General features: G+C 71.2%; 18 protein-coding genes. 8 read left to right on the top strand and 10 right to left on the bottom strand.

Features of this window, described 5'->3' with window-relative positions:
- Nucleotide 1: 1 nt before the first annotated feature.
- From mshC to ACFVDI_RS04255, 4 genes are read right to left on the bottom strand one after another with little or no spacing between them, the layout of a single operon-like run.
- Nucleotides 2–1,234, bottom strand: a complete 1,233-nt coding sequence (mshC, locus tag ACFVDI_RS04240; RefSeq protein WP_378901015.1) for a cysteine--1-D-myo-inosityl 2-amino-2-deoxy-alpha-D-glucopyranoside ligase — start codon at nucleotides 1,232–1,234, stop codon at nucleotides 2–4.
- 32 nt (nucleotides 1,235–1,266) lie between these two features.
- Nucleotides 1,267–2,001 carry an SCO1664 family protein gene (locus ACFVDI_RS04245; RefSeq protein ID WP_378901018.1) on the bottom strand — a complete coding sequence of 245 codons (735 nt, stop codon included), beginning with the start codon at nucleotides 1,999–2,001 and terminating at the stop codon, nucleotides 1,267–1,269.
- Between the two features lie 55 nt (nucleotides 2,002–2,056).
- Nucleotides 2,057–2,662: a DUF3090 domain-containing protein gene (locus ACFVDI_RS04250; RefSeq protein WP_378901021.1), complete on the bottom strand. Its 606-nt coding sequence runs from the start codon at nucleotides 2,660–2,662 to the stop codon at nucleotides 2,057–2,059.
- Nucleotides 2,663–2,671: 9 nt separating this feature from the next.
- Nucleotides 2,672–3,412 (bottom strand): histidine phosphatase family protein, encoded by a 741-nt coding sequence (locus tag ACFVDI_RS04255; protein ID WP_378901024.1) that lies wholly within the window; start codon nucleotides 3,410–3,412, stop codon nucleotides 2,672–2,674.
- A gap of 69 nt (nucleotides 3,413–3,481) precedes the next feature.
- Here ACFVDI_RS04255 and corA point away from each other — a divergent pair, with 69 nt between their 5' ends.
- Nucleotides 3,482–4,462 (top strand): magnesium/cobalt transporter CorA, encoded by a 981-nt coding sequence (gene corA, locus ACFVDI_RS04260; protein WP_378901027.1) that lies wholly within the window; start codon nucleotides 3,482–3,484, stop codon nucleotides 4,460–4,462.
- A gap of 8 nt (nucleotides 4,463–4,470) precedes the next feature.
- Here corA and ACFVDI_RS04265 read toward each other — a convergent pair whose 3' ends face one another.
- From ACFVDI_RS04265 to ACFVDI_RS04280, 4 genes are all read right to left on the bottom strand, one after another.
- Complete coding sequence (locus ACFVDI_RS04265; RefSeq protein ID WP_378901030.1) at nucleotides 4,471–4,692, bottom strand: hypothetical protein; 222 nt, start codon at nucleotides 4,690–4,692, stop codon at nucleotides 4,471–4,473.
- An 83-nt stretch (nucleotides 4,693–4,775) separates the two neighbouring features.
- A complete protein-coding gene (locus tag ACFVDI_RS04270) occupies nucleotides 4,776–5,981 on the bottom strand; it encodes a hypothetical protein (RefSeq protein ID WP_378901033.1) in 1,206 nt (401 codons plus the stop codon).
- 5 nt (nucleotides 5,982–5,986) lie between these two features.
- On the bottom strand, nucleotides 5,987–7,243 hold the full coding sequence (ilvA, locus tag ACFVDI_RS04275) for a threonine ammonia-lyase IlvA (protein ID WP_378901036.1): 1,257 nt from the start codon (nucleotides 7,241–7,243) through the stop codon (nucleotides 5,987–5,989).
- A 19-nt stretch (nucleotides 7,244–7,262) separates the two neighbouring features.
- A complete protein-coding gene (locus ACFVDI_RS04280; protein ID WP_378901039.1) occupies nucleotides 7,263–8,087 on the bottom strand; it encodes an undecaprenyl-diphosphate phosphatase in 825 nt (274 codons plus the stop codon).
- A gap of 120 nt (nucleotides 8,088–8,207) precedes the next feature.
- On the opposite strand from ACFVDI_RS04280, the gene ACFVDI_RS04285 reads away from it, so the two are divergent.
- Nucleotides 8,208–9,158 (top strand): aldo/keto reductase, encoded by a 951-nt coding sequence (locus tag ACFVDI_RS04285; RefSeq protein ID WP_378901042.1) that lies wholly within the window; start codon nucleotides 8,208–8,210, stop codon nucleotides 9,156–9,158.
- Nucleotides 9,159–9,179: 21 nt separating this feature from the next.
- On the opposite strand, the gene ACFVDI_RS04290 is transcribed toward ACFVDI_RS04285, so the two are convergent.
- The gene (locus ACFVDI_RS04290) at nucleotides 9,180–10,310 is read right to left on the bottom strand and encodes a helix-turn-helix domain-containing protein (RefSeq protein ID WP_378901045.1); all 1,131 of its coding nucleotides are present in this window, start codon (nucleotides 10,308–10,310) and stop codon (nucleotides 9,180–9,182) included.
- A gap of 147 nt (nucleotides 10,311–10,457) precedes the next feature.
- On the opposite strand from ACFVDI_RS04290, the gene ACFVDI_RS04295 reads away from it, so the two are divergent.
- From ACFVDI_RS04295 to ACFVDI_RS04320, 6 genes are all read left to right on the top strand, one after another.
- Nucleotides 10,458–11,864 (top strand): flavin-containing monooxygenase, encoded by a 1,407-nt coding sequence (locus ACFVDI_RS04295; protein ID WP_378901048.1) that lies wholly within the window; start codon nucleotides 10,458–10,460, stop codon nucleotides 11,862–11,864.
- Nucleotides 11,861–12,694 carry an SDR family NAD(P)-dependent oxidoreductase gene (locus ACFVDI_RS04300; protein ID WP_378901051.1) on the top strand — a complete coding sequence of 278 codons (834 nt, stop codon included), beginning with the start codon at nucleotides 11,861–11,863 and terminating at the stop codon, nucleotides 12,692–12,694. The genes ACFVDI_RS04295 and ACFVDI_RS04300 overlap by 4 nt, the downstream gene beginning before the upstream one ends.
- Nucleotides 12,691–14,022 carry an MFS transporter gene (locus ACFVDI_RS04305; protein WP_378901054.1) on the top strand — a complete coding sequence of 444 codons (1,332 nt, stop codon included), beginning with the start codon at nucleotides 12,691–12,693 and terminating at the stop codon, nucleotides 14,020–14,022. Before ACFVDI_RS04300 ends, ACFVDI_RS04305 begins: the two co-directional genes overlap by 4 nt.
- 66 nt (nucleotides 14,023–14,088) lie before the next feature.
- Nucleotides 14,089–14,307, top strand: coding sequence for a DUF5703 family protein (locus tag ACFVDI_RS04310; protein WP_307785624.1), 219 nt, complete (start codon nucleotides 14,089–14,091; stop codon nucleotides 14,305–14,307).
- Nucleotides 14,308–14,353: 46 nt separating this feature from the next.
- Complete coding sequence (locus ACFVDI_RS04315) at nucleotides 14,354–14,911, top strand: histidine phosphatase family protein (protein ID WP_378901057.1); 558 nt, start codon at nucleotides 14,354–14,356, stop codon at nucleotides 14,909–14,911.
- 108 nt (nucleotides 14,912–15,019) lie between these two features.
- On the top strand, nucleotides 15,020–15,865 hold the full coding sequence (locus ACFVDI_RS04320; RefSeq protein ID WP_378901060.1) for a phosphotransferase family protein: 846 nt from the start codon (nucleotides 15,020–15,022) through the stop codon (nucleotides 15,863–15,865).
- A gap of 61 nt (nucleotides 15,866–15,926) precedes the next feature.
- Here the strand turns inward: ACFVDI_RS04320 and ACFVDI_RS04325 are convergent, their stop codons facing one another.
- Nucleotides 15,927–18,866, bottom strand: coding sequence for a M36 family metallopeptidase (locus ACFVDI_RS04325; RefSeq protein WP_378901063.1), 2,940 nt, complete (start codon nucleotides 18,864–18,866; stop codon nucleotides 15,927–15,929).
- Nucleotides 18,867–18,941 lie beyond the last annotated feature (75 nt).

Here is an 18,941-nt window from a genome sequence, read left to right on the forward strand (position 1 = left end):
GTCAGAGCTTGATGCCCAGCGCTGCGTCGACGACCTTGGCGATGGTCTCCCCGGCCAGAGCGTCGGAGGTCTCGGCGAGACCGCCCTCGCCGAGCGTCGCGGCGACCCAGGCGTCGACGGCCTGGACGGCACGCGGCGCGTCGAGGTCGTCGGCCAGGGCACCCAGGACGGTCTCGACGACCGGGGCGGCGGGGGCGCCGCGGCCGAGGGCGACTGCCTTGCGCCACTCGGCGATCTTGTCGACGGCGTCGAAGAGCTTGGCGTCGGTCCACTCCCAGTCGTCGCGGTAGTGGTGGCCCAGGAGCACCAGCCGGATCGCCATCGGGTCGATCTCGGAGTTGCGCAGGGCGGAGACGAAGACGAGGTTGCCGCGCGACTTGGACATCTTGTGACCGTCGTAGGACACCATCCCGCCGTGGGTGTAGATCTCGGCGAAGTCCTTGCCTGCGGAGCGGGCGTGGGAGCCGGACATCTCGTGGTGCGGGAAGACCAGGTCGGAGCCGCCGGCCTGGACGGTGAACCCGGCGCCCAGGTGCTCCAGCGCGATCGCGGTGCACTCGACGTGCCAGCCGGGGCGACCCGGGCCGTAGGGCGAGGGCCAGGCGGGCTCGCCCGGGCGCTCGGCGCGCCACAGCAGCGGGTCGAGGGGGTCCTTCTTGCCGGGCCGATCGGGGTCGCCGCCGCGCTCACCGAAGAGCTCGAGCATCTCCTCACGAGACATCCGCGACTCCTCACCGAAGGCGTCGTCGACAGCGACCGAGGCGTAGACGTCCTCGTCGACCTTGTAGATCGCGCCGGCCTCCTCGAGCTCGCCGATCAGCGAGACCACCAACGGGATCGACTCGACGGCGCCGATGTAGTGCTGCGGCGGAACGACCCGCAGCGCCTCCATGTCCTGACGGAAGAGCTCGGTCTCGCGCTCGGCGAGCGCCTCCCACGCGATCCCGACCTTGTCGGCGCGCTCGAGCAGCGGATCGTCGACGTCGGTGACGTTCTGGGTGTAGCCGACCTCGTAGCCGGCGTTGAGCCACGCCCGGTGAAGCAGGTCGAAGGCGACGTAGGTGTTGGCGTGACCGATGTGGGTCGCGTCGTAGGGCGTGATGCCACACACGTAGAGCGACCGGCGGCCCTGACCCTTCGTCGGGACGACGGCATCCCGTTGATGGTCATAGACCTGCACCTCGGGCCCTTTGACGGACAGTTCTGGGACTTCGGGTGCAGACCATGCGCGCATGGGTGCAGCCTACTTGGCGAGGCCCACGTGTCTCAGAAGGGCGGCCACGGGATGACATGTCGGTCGTATCCCGGCCGCGGGAAGGAACCTTCGGCGAGCAGCCTCTCGCAGCGGTGACCGAGCGCCTCGACCTCCCGACCCGTGAGGTACGCAGCAAGCCCCCGCCCCAGTGCACCGGAGAGCCCCGCATGGACCGTCCGGATACCGGCGAGCTCCTCGTCGGAGAAGCCCAGCCCGTGCCATCCCCACAGGACGGTGCGCAGCTTCGGCTCCTCGTGGAAGGTGAGCCCGTGGTCGCAGCCGTAGCGGCGCCCACCGGCGAGCGGCAGGACGTGACCACCCTTGCGGTCGGCGTTGTTGGTGATCGCGTCGAAGAGGGCCATCCGCCGCAGTTCGGGCGTGTCCTCGTGAACCAGGGTCACCACCCGGTCGTGCTCGTCGAACCCGTCGAAGACCCTCAGGTAGCCGGACGGCACCTCGCCCTCGGGCACGATCGTGACGGGCTCGACGCTCTCGTCGGCGTCGACCCAGCGCTGGATCATCCCGGGGCCGTGCGGCCCGTCACCGAGCCAGGTCTCGGGAACCACCGACCAGCCCAGCGTCTCGGAGACGAGGTAGGCGGCGACCTCGCGATGCGCGAGCTGGCCGTCGGGGAAGTCCCACAGCGGCCGCTCCCCCGCGATCGGCTTGTAGACCACCTCGGAATCGTCGAGCGTGGCCAGGAACGTCGCGTTGGAGGCGGTCGTCAGCCGCCCGATGAGCTCCATGGCCCCTCCGCTTCGCGGGGCGCTGTGCTCGATCTCCGACGCCGGCTCCACAGGATCAGACCGGGTCACGCCGCTTGAACCCGTTCGCCCGGACGCACAGGTGCCCCTCGGGGTCGATCGGGTTGCCGCAGAACGGGCAGTTGGGACGCCCGGCACCCAGCACCGCCTCGGCCCGCTTCACGAAGGCGCGGGCGTTGCGCGGAGCGATCCGCACCAGGAGCACCTCGTCGGGCTCCGGCTCGTCCAGCTCGATGGCCGCCACCGCGTCCTCGTCGACAAGCGCGCCCGACTCGTCGACCTCGGCGATGATCTCGGTCTCGTTGATGGGGAAGACCTCGAGGACCACCTTGTCCTCGTCGGGGTCCCAGGCCAGCGTCATCGTGCCGGCGCGGAACTCCTCCTCGATCGGCTGCTCCAGCGGTCCGTTGTCGTCGAGGTCGTAGGGAGCAACAGCCGGCACCACGGCGGGGGCCGACTTCATCACCTCGTCGAGGAGCTCGTCGAGACGCTCGGCGAGCACGCTGACCTGCTGCTTCTCCAGGGCCACCGAGACGACCCGGGCTCCCTCGCGCGCCTGGAGGAAGAACGTCCGCGCTCCGGGCTCGCCGACGGTGCCGACGACGAATCGCTCGGGCGGATCGAAGGCGTGCATCACAGGCATGCACAAACCTTATCCAGCAGAGTCCAAACCGTCGCCGGGACCCGCGCCCCCACCCACGACGGCGTCGTCGTTGCGTCGGCGCGACGGCTTGCGTCCCTTCTTGGCCGCCGGCTTCGGCGCCAGCCAGGACAGGTCGCCGGCATGGGTGTTCGTGGCCAGAACCGAGGGGCGTCCCTCGCCGTAGCGGACCACGGAGATCGAGGCCGGGTCGACGTGCAGCCGCTGGAAGAGGTCGAGGTGCATGCCGAGCGCGTCGGCCAGGATCGACTTGATCAGGTCGCCGTGGCTCACGCACAGCCAGACCGCCGAGTCTCCGTGGGCTGCGGTGACGGCGGCGTCGTGGCGGCGTACGGCCGCGACTCCCCGGGCCTGCATCGCGGGCATCGACTCGCCGCCGGGGAAGGTGACCGCCGAGGGCTGGGTCTGCACGGTCTTCCACAGCTTGCGGCGCGCCAGCGTGGTGATCTTCTCCCCCTGCCACTCGCCGTAGTCGCACTCGGAGACGCCGTCCTCGACGACGACGGCCGGCTGCTCGGCGCGCCCCTCCAGGATCACCGACAGCGTCTGCTGGCAGCGCTCCATCGGGCTGGTGACCGCCAGCGCCAGCGGGACCGGCGCGATCCGCTCGGCCGCCTTGGCGGCCTGCTCCAGGCCGCGCTCGTCCAGCCTCACGCCGGGGAGCCTTCCGGCCAGGGTGCCGGATGCGTTCGCCGTCGTACGGCCGTGTCTCACCAGGATCATCGTCGCCACGGTTGGCGACCCTATCCATCCCGCCGAAGCCGGCCCACAACGCCGGGCGGTATGCCCTAACCTGACAACGTGATCGTCGACAGCGCTCTCTATCGCGCCGGTGAGCGTGACAGGACCGCCTGCGCGCCCCACGACTACGCCACCCTGCGCAGCGGGGTGAAGGACGAGGGCGACTTCGTGTGGCTCGGGCTCTACCAGCCCAGCCAGTACGAGCTCGACGAGGTCGCCAAGGCCTTCGGCCTGCATCCGCTCGCCGTGGAGGACGCCCTCACCGCCCACCAGCGGCCCAAGCTGGAGCGCTACGAGGGCGGGATGTTCCTGGTCGTCAAGACGCTCTGGTACGTCGACGCCGAGGACGCCGTCGAGACCGGCGAGGTCGCCTTCTTCATCGGCACCGACTACGTCATCACGGTCCGCCACGGCCGCGGGTCCCGGCTCGCGCCGGCCCGTGAGCTGCTGGAGACCAGCGACGAGCAGCTCCTCACCGAGGGCTCCTACTCCGCGGTCTACGCGGTCGTGGACTACATCGTCGACGCCTACGTCGACGTCGCCAACGAGCTCACCAAGGACGTCGACGAGGTCGAGACCTCCGTCTTCTCCGACGAGCGCACCCACGACTCGGCCCGGATCTATCGTCTGCGTCGCGAGCTCGCAGAGGTACGCCGCGCGGTGATGCCGCTGCGGGAGCCGGTGCGCCGCTTCGCGAACGGCGAGGGCGGGATCGACCCCGACCTGCGCCCCTACTTCCGCGACATCCTCGACCATCTCGCCTCCATCGTGGAGGCGATCGAGAACCTCGAGACGCTGCTCTCCTCGGCCTTCGAGGCTCACCTGGCGCAGCTCTCGCTGCAGCAGAACGAGGACATGCGCAAGATCTCGGCCGGCGCCGCCCTGGTCGTGGTCCCCACGCTCATCGCGGGGATCTACGGGATGAACTTCACCCACATGCCCGAGCTGTCCTGGACCTTCGGCTACCCGTTCGCGCTGCTGCTCATGGTCGCCGTCGTGGCCGGGCTGTGGATCTTCTTCCGCAGGTCGGGCTGGTTCTGACCGGGTCGCTACCCTCTGCGCCACCAGCTGCGCGGTTGCTGCTCGGCAGCCTCGCGTGCACACTCCCGGAGCTCGTGAGCCACAGCCCGGTACACGGTGGCCCACTGCTCCCCCGTGAGCCCGCCGACCTGCAGGTCACTGGTCCGCGCAGTCGTGAAGGCCAGCGCGTCGTCGACGTACTTCTCGGCTTTCGCCTCGAGCCACGCTACGTGGGACAGGGTGGTACGCATTGCGCCCAGTATTTCATGTTTGCGGACGCTGGCACCCCGAAACGCCGGACAGGCCACGTATCGAGACCGGCGCGACCCTCCAGCTAGTCGAGCTGCTTCACCGGACGGGCGTCGAGATGCTCCCGGTCGCACCACAGCGAGAGGTCGTCGGCGAACTCCGACTCGGCCTCCCCGCCCTGAGCGTCGAGCTGCTCACCCTGGTTCCACTCGGTGAGCATCGCAGCCTCGTCATAGCCGGCGGGCATCGGCGGGCCCTGATAGCGGACGGCGACGACCTCCTTCTCCCGCAGGGAGATCATCCAGGCCCAGCCGACGTCGCCGCCGCGCGCAGGCTGCCAGGCGAAGACCAGCGGGCCGCGCTTGCCCTCGGTGGTGACGCAGTGCTTGCCGAGCCGGGGCGCCGAGCAGGGTTCCCGGGTCATCCAGGCAGGCGGGGACGGCGCGGCGAGGACGTCGATGTCGGCATCAGGCGTACCGGCGGACTGGGACGAGGAGCGCTGCAGCAGCCGCCCTCCGATGGCATCGGGCCCGAACTCCTTGCGCAGCGGGGACCGGACGACGCCCTGGTAGGAACCGTAGCCACCCCGGCCACCGACGTAGGCCTGAGCGATTCCGTGGTCGGTGTTGCGCACCCGCTCGTACGCGTCGGGGTCGGGCTCGCCGCCCTCCCAGTCGTCGAGCTCCTCGCCGAGCGCGAGGGTCGAGGAGGTCGCCTGGTAGCGCAGCCGTGGATCCTCGACGACGGCGACCAGCTTCTCGACACCGATCGACAGGTCGAGCTCGCGGGGGTCGCCGGTGATCGTCGGCCCGGAGTATCCGATCGAGGAGGTCTCGCCGCCATCGCGCAGCAGCACGATCCCGACACCGCCGGGGTCCTCCTCAGGCTCCTCCTCGGTCCAGCGCAGCTGCATCCGGGCGTTCTTCACCTCGGTCGGCAGATCGACACAGCGCTGCCCGACCTCGCTGCGGCACGCCTCGCCCTCGGTCGGCTGAGCAGAGACGGCGACGCTCACCAGGTCGCCGTCGTACTCCCCGTCGGCGCCGTAGCGGAGGTCGACCGAGACCTGCTCGGGAGGCGTGGACTCATCGGTGTAGGAGGCAGCCCGGCTCGAGGTGTCGCTGGGCAGGTGCTCGAGCGCGACCGCTGCGACGGCACGGTGGGTGATCCGACCGGGATCGCCGCCGGGATCACCTCCGGGATCGACAGCTTCCCCGGAGCATCCCGAGACGACTCCGATCACTGCACCGACGACGCCGACCACGGCGAAAGACCTCGAGGGCTTTGACATGCGCATCAGTGTAGGAAGGTGAACAGCGGAGAGTCGGGCTCGATCCGTTCGATGAGCAGGTCGCTGGCGCCCATCCGCTCCAGCAGTCCCTCGAGCCCGTCGGCGGAGTCGAGGTCGATGCCGATCAGCGCGGGGCCGTGCTCACGGTTGGACTTCTTGACGTACTCGAAGACCACGATGTCCTCACCGTCGGCCAGCACGTCGTCGAGGAATCCGCGCAGCGCGCCGGGCGCCTGCGGGAAGGAGACCAGGAAGTAGTGGCGCAGCCCCTGGTGGATCAGCGCCCGCTCGAGCACGTCGGCGTAGCGGGAGACGTCGTTGTTGCCGCCGGACAGGACGGCGCCGACACGGCCGGCGCCCCGCAGGTCGATCTGCCCCAGGGCGGCCACCGCGAGCGCTCCGGCGGGCTCGGCGATGATCCCCTCGGTCTGGTAGAGCTCGAGCATCTCCACGCAGATCGCGCCGACCGGCACGGAGACCAACTCGTCGACGTACTCCTTGACGATCGGGTACGTCACCTTCCCCGCGGTCGCGACCGCGGCCCCGTCCACGAAAGTGTCGAGCGTGTCCAGCCGCACCGGCCCACCGGCCTCGATCGCGGCGGCCATCGAGGCGGCGCCGGCGGGCTCGACCCCGATGATCCGGGTCTGCGGCCAGACCTCGCGCACCCAGGTCGCGACGCCGGAGGCGAGGCCGCCGCCACCGACCGGCAGCAGCAGCAGGTCCAACGGCGACGAGATCTGCGAGGTCAGCTCGTAGCCGACGGTGCCCTGCCCGGCGATCGTGCGTGGGTCGTCGAAGGCGGAGACGTAGGTGGCGCCGAGCGCGTGCCCCAGCTCGTAGGCGTAGGCGGAGGCTTCGTCGTAGGTCGAGCCGTGGAGCGTGAGCGTCACGTGCTCGCCGCCGAGGGCGGTGATCCGGTCACGCTTCTGCTTGGGCGTGTTGGTCGGCACCACGATGTGGCCGGGCACGCCGAGCCGGGCGCACGAGATCGCGACTCCCTGGGCGTGGTTCCCGGCGGACGCACACACGACGCCGCGCTCGAGCTCCTCGGGCGTCAGCGAGCTCATCAGGTTGTAGGCGCCGCGGACCTTGTAGGAGCGCCCGAGCTGCAGGTCCTCGCGCTTGAGCAGGACCTCGGCCGCGTACCTCTCGGAGAGTCTGACAGAGCGCTCCACCGCAGTGCGCGTGGCGATCGTGCGCGCGGCGGCTTCCTCGATCGCTGCGGGTGTTACGGCAGGCTTCTTGCCAGACTCAGACACATGCCTGAGTTTGTCACGATCACCACTCGCTGAGCACACCCACGCCGACGAGGACCAGAACCGTCACACCGAGGACGACCCGGTAGATCACGAAGGGGGTGTAGGTGTTGCGCGAGAGGTACTTCAGCAGCCACGCGATCACCGCGTAGCCGAGGACGAACGAGACGATCGTGGCCACGATCGTGGGGCCCCAGCCGTAGAGGTTGTCCTCGTGGGCGATGTCCTTCATCTCGAAGAGGCCGGCTCCGAAGACCGCCGGGAGCGCGAGCAAGAAGGCGTACTCGGTCGCCGTGGCCCGCTCGTAGCCGAGCGCGCGGCCCATCGAGATCGTCGCCCCGGAGCGGGAGACGCCGGGGATCAGCGCGCAGGCCTGCGCGCAGCCCATCAGGATCGCGTCGCGCCAGGACAGGTCGTCGAAGCGCTTGCGGTTCTCGCCGACACGGTCGGCGATGCCGAGCGTGATGCCCATCACGACGAGCATGGTGCCGACGACGTAGAGGCTGCGCAGGTCCTTCTCGATGATGTTCTGGAACAACAGCCCCATGATCACGATCGGGAGCGATCCGACGATGATGAACCAGCCCATCCGGGCGTCGGTGTGGCTGCGGAGCTCCGGGTCGAAGAGGCTGCGGGCCCAGGTGGAGATGATGCTCCAGATGTGCTTGCCCATGTAGGCGAGCACCGCGAGCTCGGTGCCGATCTGGATCACGGCCGTGAACGCCGCGCCGGGGTCTCCCCAGCCGAGCAGCTCGGGGAAGATGCGCAGGTGTGCGCTGGATGAGATGGGCAGGAACTCGGTGAGTGCCTGAAGGATGCCCAGTGCGATCGCCTGCAGATAATCCACGGGCGCAAACTCTAAGGGGCATGTACGCAGCACCCGACCGCTGCCTCCCTCTCGTTGTGTCCGCCGTCACGCCAGCGTGTCCGGCCGGGGCCTCGCCGAGAGCACCGATAGATTGTCCCCATGCAGAGCCGACTCCTCGGAGCCACTGGGCTGCGAGTCTCGTCTCTCGCCCTGGGCACCATGACCTGGGGCAGCGTGACCGATGAGCACGAGGCCCGTGAGCAGCTGGCCGGCTTCGCCGAGGCCGGCGGCACGCTCGTCGACACCGCTGCCGGCTACGGCGACGGAGCCTCCGAGAAGCTGCTCGGATCGCTCCTGGCCGAGAACGTGATGGCCCGCGACGACATCGTCCTGGCGACCAAGGGCGGGATCACCTGGCGCGGCGGCAGCCGCGGCGTCGACACCTCCCGTGGTGGGCTGCTGTCCGGGCTCGACGCCTCTCTGCGCCGGCTCGGCGTCGACCATGTCGACCTGTGGCAGGTGCACGTGTGGTCCCCCGAGGTGCCGCTCGAGGAGACCCTCTCGGCGCTCGACATGGCACTGAGCAGCGGCCGGGCCGCCTACGTCGGCGTCTCCAACTACACCGGGTGGCAGACCGCCCAGGCCGCCACCTGGCAGCGCGCCGTGCCGGGGCGGGCGACGCTGGCCTCGACGCAGGTGGAGTACTCGCTGCTGGCCCGCGACGTCGAGTACGAGGTCCTGCCGGCGGCCGGGGCGATGGGGATGGGCGTGCTGGCCTGGTCACCGCTGGCCGGTGGCGTGCTGACCGGGAAGTACCGCACCGGCATCCCGTCGAACTCCCGCGGCGCCGACCCGACCTTCTCCTCCCGGGTGGATGTCTTCGACGACGAGCGCTCGCGCGGCATCGTCACCGCCGTCGCCAAGGCGGCCGAGGGCCTGGAATGGACCCCGCTGCAGGTCTCGCTCGCCTGGGTGCGTGACCGCCCCGGGGTGACCGCCCCGATCATGGGAGCCCGCACCGCGGCGCAGCTCAAGGAGGCCCTGGAGGTCGCCGACCTCACCCTGCCGCCCGAGATCGCGCTCGCCCTCGACGACGTCTCCGCCGTCTGACCCCTGGCGGCCCGGCGAGACTCAGGAGTCGGCCGTCCAGGCATGGCACAACCACCATGCCGAGATCGCCCCGAACGTGCTGTGCGGGTCGATCCCGGTGACTGCGGCGAATCGCTGGACCCGGTTGCGGACGGTGTTCTCGTGGACGTAGAGCGTGCGGGCGACCGTGCCGGCGTCGCGATCCGCCTCGAGCCAGGCGCGTACGGTCCGGGCCACCGCCTCGGCCGCTGCTCCGAGCTCGTGACGCGCGGCTCGATGCCGCAGCGTGAGGGCCTCGGCGAGGTCGGGGCGGGAGGTGAGCGCTGCCACCGCAGCGACATCGCCGATGTGGACCGCCCCGGTCAGACCGGTCGCCTCGGCGGCCGGCACGGCGGCCACCGCCAGCCGGTGGGCGACGCCCAGCTCCTCCGCGGCCACCGGGCCGGCGATCCCGACGACCGAACCGGACCCATGGGGACGCAACGCGGGCTGGCCCGGCACCACGGCGACCAGAGCATCACCCACCGTCGCCGCGAGACCGGGGCCGGGACCGTCGGTCAGCCGCCGCACGGCGGTGGTGGACGCGGTGTCGCCGGATCGGGTCACCAGCACCCATAGCCCGGCTCCGGCGGCGAAGCCCCGCTCGGCGGCGGTGAGGGCAGCCGCGGAGCCGCCCTCGAGGAGCCGCCGCACGGACTCGGCATCGCGGTCCCAGACGTCGTTGGTCCGGGGCGTCTCCCGGTGCGCACGGATCAGTCGCGTGCGCACTGCGTCGGCCCAGTCGTCGTAGAGCTCGCGGGCGTCCAGCAGGTGGGAGGCGGCTATGCCGGCCTCCTCGGCCAGCTCGCGGGTGCGCGCCCAGATGGCGCGCTCCGAGATCCGCACCGAGCCGAGCACGACGTCGATGGGAATCCCCTGGCGCGCGCGGTTGACGGCGAGCTGCTCGACGACGGTCAGCTCCGCCTCCGTGGGGGCGCGGCGGGCAGCCACTGCGCGCCCGGCCGCGGTGAGGAGGAGGCGGGTGTGGCCGGTGATGTCGGAGACGGGCAGGGTGGCCGACTCCTCGACGTGGCCGCGCACGGCGGCGACGACCGCAGGCAGCAGGTCGTCGTCGGCCAGCACCCGTTCGATGAGGTCGACGATCGCCTCCCAGTCGCGCGGTCGGGTCGTCACCCGCCGATCATCGCGCGCGATTGTGGCCCACCACAATCCGCGGCCCCAGATCGGTGATCAGAGCCAGGGATATCGCCAGAGATGGGCCCTAGGGTTGTGGCGCACGCCATAGGGGTGTGTCACCGGCCCGACCAGGAGAACGTACGCATGAGGAAGTCCGCCCGCGTCGCCGTCATCGGCGCCGGGGCCGCCGGCCTGGCCACCACCAAGGCGCTGCTCGACGTCGGGGCAGACGTCGTGACGTACGAGAAGGGTGACCGGCCGGGCGGGCTGTGGAACCAGCACAACAGCAGCGGCCTCTCGGCCGCCTACGACTCGCTCCACCTCAACACCAGCAAGGCCCGCACCGAGTTCGCCGACCACCCGATGCCGGCGAGCTGGGTGGACTACCCCTCGGCCGAGCTGATGGCCGTCTACCTCGCCGACTACGCCGACACCTTCGGGGTGACCGAGCGGATCCGCTTCGGCGCCACCGTCGTCGGCGTCCAGCGCGAGGAGTCCGGCCCGCACTCTGGCACCTGGGCGGTGACCTGCGAGGACGGCACGACGGGACGCTACGACGCGGTGGTCGTCGCCAACGGGCACAACTGGGACCCACGCTGGCCCGCGCCGGGCTACCCGGGCAGGTTCTCCGGTGTGCAGCTGCACGCCCACGACTACCGCGACGCGGAGGTCTTCCGCGACCGTCGAGTGCTCGTCGTCGGGACGGGCAACTCGGCGATGGACATCGCCGTCGACGCCTCCTACGTCGCCGCCTCGCCGGTGCTGCTCTCGGCCCGGCACGGCGTCCACATCGTCCCGAAGTACCTCTTCGGCCGACCGGCCGATGCCACCGGCGGCGCCATCGCGGGTCTCCCCTGGCGTCTCCGCCAGCGGCTGGCGGAGACGATGCTGCGCGTGGCGGTGGGCCGTCCTGAGGACTACGGCCTCCCGGCCCCGGCGGGCGGGCTGTTCCAGAACCACCCGACCATCAGCGACACGATCCTGCACCGGCTCACGCACGGCGAGGTCGTCCCCCGTCCCGGGATCGAGCGGCTCGACGGCGCCCACGTGGTCTTCACCGACGGCCGCACCGACCGGGTCGACATGATCGTGTGGGCCACCGGCTACCGCGTGACCATCCCCTTCCTCTCCGAGCGCTGGCTCGGCACGGACCCGGAGAGGATGCCGCTGCACCACCGCGTCTTCCACCTCGACGACCCGAGCCTGGCCTTCGTCGGCCTCATGCAGTCGACCGGGTCCGCGCTGCCGGTCGTCGAGGCCCAGGCCAAGCTCGTCGCGGCGCATCTCGGCGGGACGTACGCCCTGCCGGCGGAGGCCGAACGCCGCCGGATCGCCGACCGGGCGCTGCGCGAGGCGCGCGCCCGCTGGGGCGAGAAGCGGCCGGCGATGCGGATCGACTTCGACGCCTATCTCGCCTCGGTGCCGGGCGAGCTGAGGGCCGGCCGAAAGCGCCTCGACGCCGGCGCCTCCCCCTTCGTGTCGCGGCTGGTCCCCCTGCAGCCGCGGCCCGCCAACATATTCACCGCCACCCCCGATGAGGTCACCACATGAGCAGCCTGCGAGACGCCGCTGGCCTTCGTGTCCTGATCACCGGCGCCTCCGGCACCTTCGGGCGGGCCCTGGCCACCGAGCTGTCCGCCCGAGGAGCGCACGTGATCGGGCTCGACGTGGCGCCCCGCGACGACGACCCGGTGCCCGTCGTCGCCTGCGACCTGACCGACGACGACGCGGTCCCTGCCGCCGTCGCCACCGCTCTGGGCCGCCTCGGCGGCCTCGACCTGCTGATCAACAACGCCGGCATCGGCGGCCCGGCGCCGGCCGAGCTGGCTCCGGGCGCCGAGGTACGCCGCCAGCTCGACATCAACCTGCTCGGCACCTGGCGGGTCAGTGCCGCCTGCGTACCGGCCCTGGTCGCCTCCCGCGGCCGGGTGGTGATGGTGACCTCGCGGATGGCGGTCATGCAGCTTCCGCTCGCCGCGGCGTACGGCGCCTCCAAGCGCGCGATGGTCGCCTATGCCGACGCCCTCCGTCTCGAGCTCGGCACGCATGTCGGCGTCACCTGCGTCTATCCCTCGGCCGTACGTAGCCCGATCCACGACTCCACCGCGGCCGCCGGCCTCTCGCTGGAGGGGCTGAGCTCCTACGAGCCGCTCGAGGGCGTCGTCGACACGGTGCTGCGCGCCGGCCTGTCCCGGCGTGCCCGGCGCGACCTCCCGACCACCCGTCGGGGCGCGGTGGAGCTCTTCCTCGCCCGCCACCTGCCCGCACTCACCGACCACATCGTGGCGCGCACCTTCTCCGCCCGGATCCGGTCCGGTGCGTTCGGCACGGCCGAGCTCGCCGCCCCCGCGGTGGAGCGCCACGCCGAGGCCGGCGCGTGACCACCACCGCGCAGGAGACGGCACGCGCCGGAAACCTGCCCCTGGTCCAGTACGCCACCGGCTCGCTCGGCATGGGCGCCTGGGTCACCGTCCCCGGGCTGCTCCTGCTCTACTTCCTGACCAACACGCTCGGCGTCACCCCGCTGGTCGCGGGACTGGCGCTGCTGGTGCCGAAGATCATCGACGCGGTCGTCCACCCGGTGCTCGGGACGCTCTCGGACCGCGACGCCCGCCGGCATGGTCACCGCCGCGGCGTGATGCGCTGGGGTCTGCTGCTCGGGCTCGCGATGATCGCGATGTTCACCGTTCCCGGCGATCTCCACGGCACGCCGGCCGCCCTGTGGGTCGCCTCCTGGTACATCGTCGGCAACATCTGCTTCGCGGCCTTCCAGGTCCCCTACCTGACCACCCCCTCGGACCTGCGGGTCGGCTATCACGAGCGCACCCGCGTCTTCATGGTCCGGATGGTCCTGCTGACCGTCGGCCTGCTCGCCGCAGGTGTCGCCGCGCCGATCCTGGTCGCCGACGAGCAGCGCGGCAGCTACACCCGGATGGCGCTCGTCTTCGCCGTCGTGATGGCGGCCACCGCCATGGTCGCGATCCGCGGCGTACGCCGGCTGAACGCCACCTGCGGGTTCCGCGAGCCGGCGGCGCACGCGCAGTCCGTCGTCGCCGACCTGCGGCTGGCGTGGGGCGACCGCGACTTCCGGCTGCTGGTGCTCTCCTACCTGTTCACCGGTGCGACCACCCACCTGGTGCTGGCCGCCGTCCCGTTCTACGCCGAGCACGTGCTCGGCCGCTCGGGCCTGACCGCGGTGCTGATGGGCGCCTTCCTCGGACCGGCGATGGTCACCTCGCCGCTGTGGCTGCGGCTCTCCCGACGGCTCGGCAAGCAGCGGGGCCTGCTGCTGGCGCAGGCTGTCTTCGTCCTCGGCACGCTCGCCCTGGCCGCCGGCGACCGGATCCCGGTCGCGCTGACCGTCGCGGTCGTCGTCCTGCTCGGTACGTCCTTCGCCGGCCTGCAGCTGCTGGCGTTCTCGATGGTCCCCGATGCCGTGGCCGCCGCGGAGCGTCGCAGCCAGTCCCGGGCCGGCGCCTACACGGGCGTGTGGACCGCCACCGAGGCGGTCGGCACCGCGGTCGGGCCGTACGTCTACTCCGCGGTGCTCGCCATCGGCGGCTTCGCGGCTGCCGTGGACGGCGAGAGCGTGCCGCAGACCGCGGGCGCGGTCGATGCCGTCCTGGTCGGGTTCACCCTCGTACCCGCTGTCCTGATGTCCGTCGCCTGGCTCATCCAGCGACGCTGCACCCTCGACCAGCATGCCTGAACCGGCCCGCGGGAACACCTGAGTGTGCACACTGGTTCTCCAGGCAGTCGTCAGAAGGAGACATGCATGGCTCGAGCCGAACGCCGCCCACCCCGCCCGGGAGTGATGTGGGAGTACGACAAGGTGACCTTCTCGCGCGAGTTCTCCCGCAACATCGTGACCAAGCTCCTCGTCGAGCGCGCCGAGCACGGCGGCTGGGAGCTGGACCGGGTGCGGATCACCGCCGACGGCACCCGCCGGGTCACCCTTCGGCGCAAGATCATCCGGCAGCGGCTGACGGTCTGAGCGCGTCTCCGCGCTCGGCGCGCGGCCAGACATTAGGGTCCTGCGGGTGATCCATCTCGTACGCCACGGCGAAGCCGCCGGCGGGGACACGCCCGACCCCGGCCTCTCCGACCTCGGCCGCCGCCAGGTCCACGCGCTCGCCAACCGACTCGCGTTCCGTCCCGTCCGTCAGGTGCTGCACGGCCCGAGCCGGCGCACGACCGAGACCGCCGGCATCCTCACCGAGAACCTCGGCGCCGGGCCGGTGCGCTCCGACCTTCTCCTCGACCGCACCCCGGTGCCGTCGGCCGAGCGCAGCGGTGACTACCCGACCCATCGCTGGGAGTGGTTCCAGGACGTCCCCGAGGTCGAGCGCGACATCAACGGTGCCGAGCTCACCGCCGCCTGGCACACGCTCTGGTCCGAGCACCACGACGGGGAGGTCGTGCTGGTCACGCACGCGTTCGTGATCGCCTGGTTCGTACGCCAGGTCCTCAACGCCCCGCCCGCGACCTGGATGCGGATCGGCCCGATCGGCAACGCGACCCTGACCAGCATCGGGCCGAACATCGCCGGTGAGCCCGTGGTGGAGACGTTCAACGCCGAGGTCGTCCTGCCGATCTGAGTCGATCCGAGCCGATCTGGACAAGGGGCGCCAACAAGGCGCCAACAACACGGATATCCGCCCGCGGCACGGCGTCGTGAGCCGCTGTCGCACTGGCAGGATCCGCCCGTGATCTCGGCACTCGACACCCTGACCCCCGCCCAGCGCGACCTTCTCGACCGATGGCTCCCCGGAGCCGAGCTGGTCCTCGACCGCAGCGAGCTGCACCGCGCCGGCACCACCGCTCTCGTGCTCGCCTCCGGCGAGGACCGCTTCCTGGTGAAGACCGCGACAGAAGACGTACGCCACATCGACCGCGAGCTCGCCGCCTTCCGCAGCTGGCTGGCCCCCTGGACCGACGCCGGACGCGCGCCGTCGCTCGTCGAGGCCGACCGCGATGCCCGGATCATCGTGATGACCCATCTCGACGGCGAGCCGGCGACCGCCTCGACCGCCGTCCACGACCCCGAGATCTACCGCCAGGCCGGCGAGCTGCTGGCGACCTTCCACGGCCAGGCGAGCGTGGAGGACGAGGACTACGAGGCCGAGCTCCACGAGCGCGCCGCGGGGTGGCTCGACGACGCCGGGCTGGACGCTGAGCTCACCGAGCGGCTCCGCGAAGACCTCGACGGCTGGGAGGCCCCGGTCACGGTCCTGCGGCCGAGCCACGGTGACTGGCAGCCGTCGAGCTGGGTGATCGACGGCGGCACGCTGCGCGTGGTCGACACCGGCCGGTTCGGCTTCCGTCCCGCGCTCTACGACCTCGGCCGCCTGTCCTCGCACGACTTCACCCGCAACGACGCCTTCGAGAAGGCGTTCATCGACGGCTACGGGTCCGACCCGCGCGAGCCGGAGGCCTGGCACCGGCTCCGGGTGCGCGACGCTCTCTCCGTCGCCCGGTGGGCGCACCGCACCGGGCACGCCGAGGTCTCCGCGCTCAGCGCCGAGACGCTCCTCGGGCTGCTGGAGAAATGACCCTGACGGCGTGAGCCGGTCCTGACACCTCGGCGTCAGGACCGGCTCACCGATCGCCTCGCTACGGCGTCAGGTTCGGCACCGCGTTGAACACCTGCAGCTCCGAGATCCGTACGAAGTCGGCGAACGCGCTGTTCTCGCCGCAGTCGGTCGCGGCGTTGGGGTCGTTGTCCTGCTCACCGGCGTAGAGCGGGTTGCCGGTGCACTGGCTGTCGACCACCTCGATGCGTACGTGCGTGGCCTTCGTCGGCGGGATCGCGAACGACCGCATGTTCAGCTTCGGCGAGGTCGGCCGGAACTTCCCGGCTGGGAACGCGTCCGCCGGGCTCCGGTAGGTCTCCTGGAAGCCCTCCTCCGTCGCACAGTCCGAGACGGTGTCGTCGCAGGTCAGGATGGCGAAGGACCGGAGCGCACTGAACCGGTTCTGCGTGCCGTCGTCGACATCGCCGGTGATCGCCGGACGCAGCAGCGCCGAGACGTTGACCTGTTTGACCGTCTGCGGGTCGGTGCCGGCCAGGTCCACCGTGACCTGCTTGCCCCGGACCCCGTCGCGCGAGGCCCAGTTGGTGCCCTCGGTCTCGTCGATCAGGTTGTCGAGGTTGATCCCGTCGCCACTGGCGCTCGCGCCGGCCGCCGAGGCGGCCAGGTTCCGCGGCATGTTCAGCTTGAGCTCGCTGCTCGATCCCGCCGGGAACGCCTTGGTGAACCGGTGCGCTCCCGCGCCCGCGCCGACCGCGACAAAGCGGAACGACGTGCCGGGCACGATCGAGAAGGTGTCGCCGAGCTCGGTGGCCGGGTCGGTGTCGGCGACGGGCGTCGAGCGGGCCTCGTAGTCACCGACGTAGAGCTTGACCGGGCCGGTCACGGTGCCGACCGGGCGGAGACGTACGGTCGCGTTCTTGGCGTAGGCGGAGGCGAAGGACGGCACCGGGTCGGTGTCGGCACCCGAGGACGACGTCGCATCCCGTCCGAGGCCGGACTCGGCGAACGCGTTCCAGAGGATGTCCTGGTTCTTGCCCCCGAAGCGGACCAGGTCGGCCGCCAGCATGTTGTCGCGCATGTCGATGAAACTCGGCTGACTGGTCGCCTGCAGGAGGAACGAGTCGAACATCAGCTGCACCCAGCGGCGCCCGCCGGGGCACTCGGTGGCCTCGACCTCGCCGGCGGCGCACTGCTCGTTGAGCGCCTTCGAACCCTCGCCATAACGCTTGACGAAGGCCTTGCGCACCCGGAGCTGGGTCGCCGACCAGATCTCGCCGTCGGCGTGCACCTGCGGTCCGACCAGGTCGTAGCCGACGTCGGAGTAGTTGAGCGGGCTCTTGTCGAAGGCGTAGGAACGGATGCCGTTCTCCTCGTTGCCGGTCACGTACGCACCGGTCACCCACGGCGAGACGCCCGGCGCGCGATAGCCGGACTCGAAGAGATACTCGCCGGCGATCAGGTCACCCCACGACTCGCCCATCGCACCACCCTGCGGACCGCCGACCCCGGCGTCCGGCCCGGCGATCATCCGGTTGGTGATCGCGTGGGTGTACTCGTGGCCGATGACGGTCATGTCGTAGTCGCCGTCGACGCACGGCGGGTACGCACCGCCCGCGACCGGCTGCCACAGATACATGTTGGTCGTCGGCGGGACGCCGTCGCGACCGGTGCCCTGGTTGGCGTTGTTGCGGCTCCCGGAGATGGCGCCCGACTGCGCGCGCCCGATCTCGGGGTCGCCCGCGCCGGTGGCACCGCTCAGGTTGACCCGCTGCATGTTCCACGCGTCCTCGGTGAAGCCGAGGTGGTAGGAGAAGTCGTGCATCCGGTTGTGCATCGCGAACAGGTTGCTGACCGCCGCGTCCGCGTCGTTGCGCTGCTCGCTCTCGAACACCGCCGGGTCGCACTTCGACTTCGCCCACTGGTCGGTGAACGCGTAGTGGTAGTTGCGGTCGGTCGCCGGGGCCGGACGCTTGTCGCTGCTCGCGTCGGTCCAGCGGATCACGTTGTCGGCCGAGTTGCCGGCCGTGGTGTTGGTGGTCTCGCCGGTCAACAGGTCGAGGTCCCAGGGGTTACCGCCGGCGGCCTCGCTCACGGCCCGTGCGCAACCGGCGATCGGCGTGGCGCACCACTGCACCCGGGTGTCCTGGCCGTCGGCCGGCGGGGTCGCCGGGAAGACCGACCAGGTCGGGTTGTCGGAGTCGTGGTCGACGTCGTCGGTACGGACCAGCACCTCACCGCTGCGCGCGTCGACGAAGGAGGTGTAGGCCTCCGGCTCGGCGCCCTCGGTCGAGGAGAAGACGACCTCGTACGCAGCGCGGGGCCCGTCCACGGTCGGGATCGCGACCTCGCGGACCGCCGGCTCGCCGGCCTCGCCCGCGGCCATGTTCACGTCGGCGAGCGCCTTGGCGACCGCCTCGCTCTTCGAGAGCGTCGCCGCGGCCGGCGCCGAGGTGCCCCGCGCCAGCGAGGAGGTGACCCGGACGACCTTGTCGTCGTGGAGCAGCACCGAGACCAGGCCGTCGTGGCCTGCGGGCAGATCTCCGAACCTCTGCCGCAGCGTGACCACGGTGCCCTCGCCGATGCGCTTGACCAGCACCTTCTCCAGCGACGCGACCTCGGCGGCGGAGAGCCCGAAGAGGTCGTCGTTGTCGGCCAGATAGTCCAGGGCGCGCTCGGTCGGGCCGCCGCTCAGGCCGCTGGCCAGGGCCTTCGCCGGCCCGACCGATGCGGGCGTCCCGAACGCGTTCCAGCGTACGTCTGTGGGGGCTGCGGCCGCCGCCGAGCGCTGGCGGGCGGTCGGCTTGGCAGTCCCTTGGCGCCGGTCGGCGTCGTGGTGCTCGGTGACGAGCGGGTCGCTGAGTTGGGCGTGGCGCGGCGCGTTAGCGAGGCCCGGCCCGGCCGCGGTTGCGGTGGTCGCGGTGGTCGCGGTGAACCCGAGAGCGGATGCCGCAGCCAGTGTGGTGACACCGGCGACGGCGATCCGTCCGTAGGCCCTGCGATGAATACGTGGGGAATCCATCGTCACTCCTGATGTGTGGGGTGGCGAGCGGTTGCTCGCAGCCGCCCAGATCTATCAGGAACTGAGCTCGGAGGA

Origin of the sequence: Nocardioides sp. NPDC057767, from assembly GCF_042798275.1 — a bacterium.
Lineage (GTDB): Bacteria > Actinomycetota > Actinomycetes > Propionibacteriales > Nocardioidaceae > Nocardioides.

Bases quoted from the DNA above. Each gene is read 5' to 3' on its own strand.
- mshC (WP_378901015.1), bottom strand. From the start codon at position 1,234: ATGCGCGCATGGTCTGCACCCGAAGTCCCAGAACTGTCCGTCAAAGGG.
- ACFVDI_RS04245 (WP_378901018.1), bottom strand. From the start codon at position 2,001: ATGGAGCTCATCGGGCGGCTGACGACCGCCTCCAACGCGACGTTCCTG.
- ACFVDI_RS04250 (WP_378901021.1), bottom strand. From the start codon at position 2,662: ATGCCTGTGATGCACGCCTTCGATCCGCCCGAGCGATTCGTCGTCGGC.
- ACFVDI_RS04265 (WP_378901030.1), bottom strand. From the start codon at position 4,692: ATGCGTACCACCCTGTCCCACGTAGCGTGGCTCGAGGCGAAAGCCGAG.
- ACFVDI_RS04270 (WP_378901033.1), bottom strand. From the start codon at position 5,981: ATGTCAAAGCCCTCGAGGTCTTTCGCCGTGGTCGGCGTCGTCGGTGCA.
- ACFVDI_RS04285 (WP_378901042.1), top strand. From the start codon at position 8,208: ATGCAGAGCCGACTCCTCGGAGCCACTGGGCTGCGAGTCTCGTCTCTC.
- ACFVDI_RS04295 (WP_378901048.1), top strand. From the start codon at position 10,458: ATGAGGAAGTCCGCCCGCGTCGCCGTCATCGGCGCCGGGGCCGCCGGC.
- ACFVDI_RS04300 (WP_378901051.1), top strand. From the start codon at position 11,861: ATGAGCAGCCTGCGAGACGCCGCTGGCCTTCGTGTCCTGATCACCGGC.
- ACFVDI_RS04310 (WP_307785624.1), top strand. From the start codon at position 14,089: ATGGCTCGAGCCGAACGCCGCCCACCCCGCCCGGGAGTGATGTGGGAG.
- ACFVDI_RS04325 (WP_378901063.1), bottom strand. From the start codon at position 18,866: ATGGATTCCCCACGTATTCATCGCAGGGCCTACGGACGGATCGCCGTC.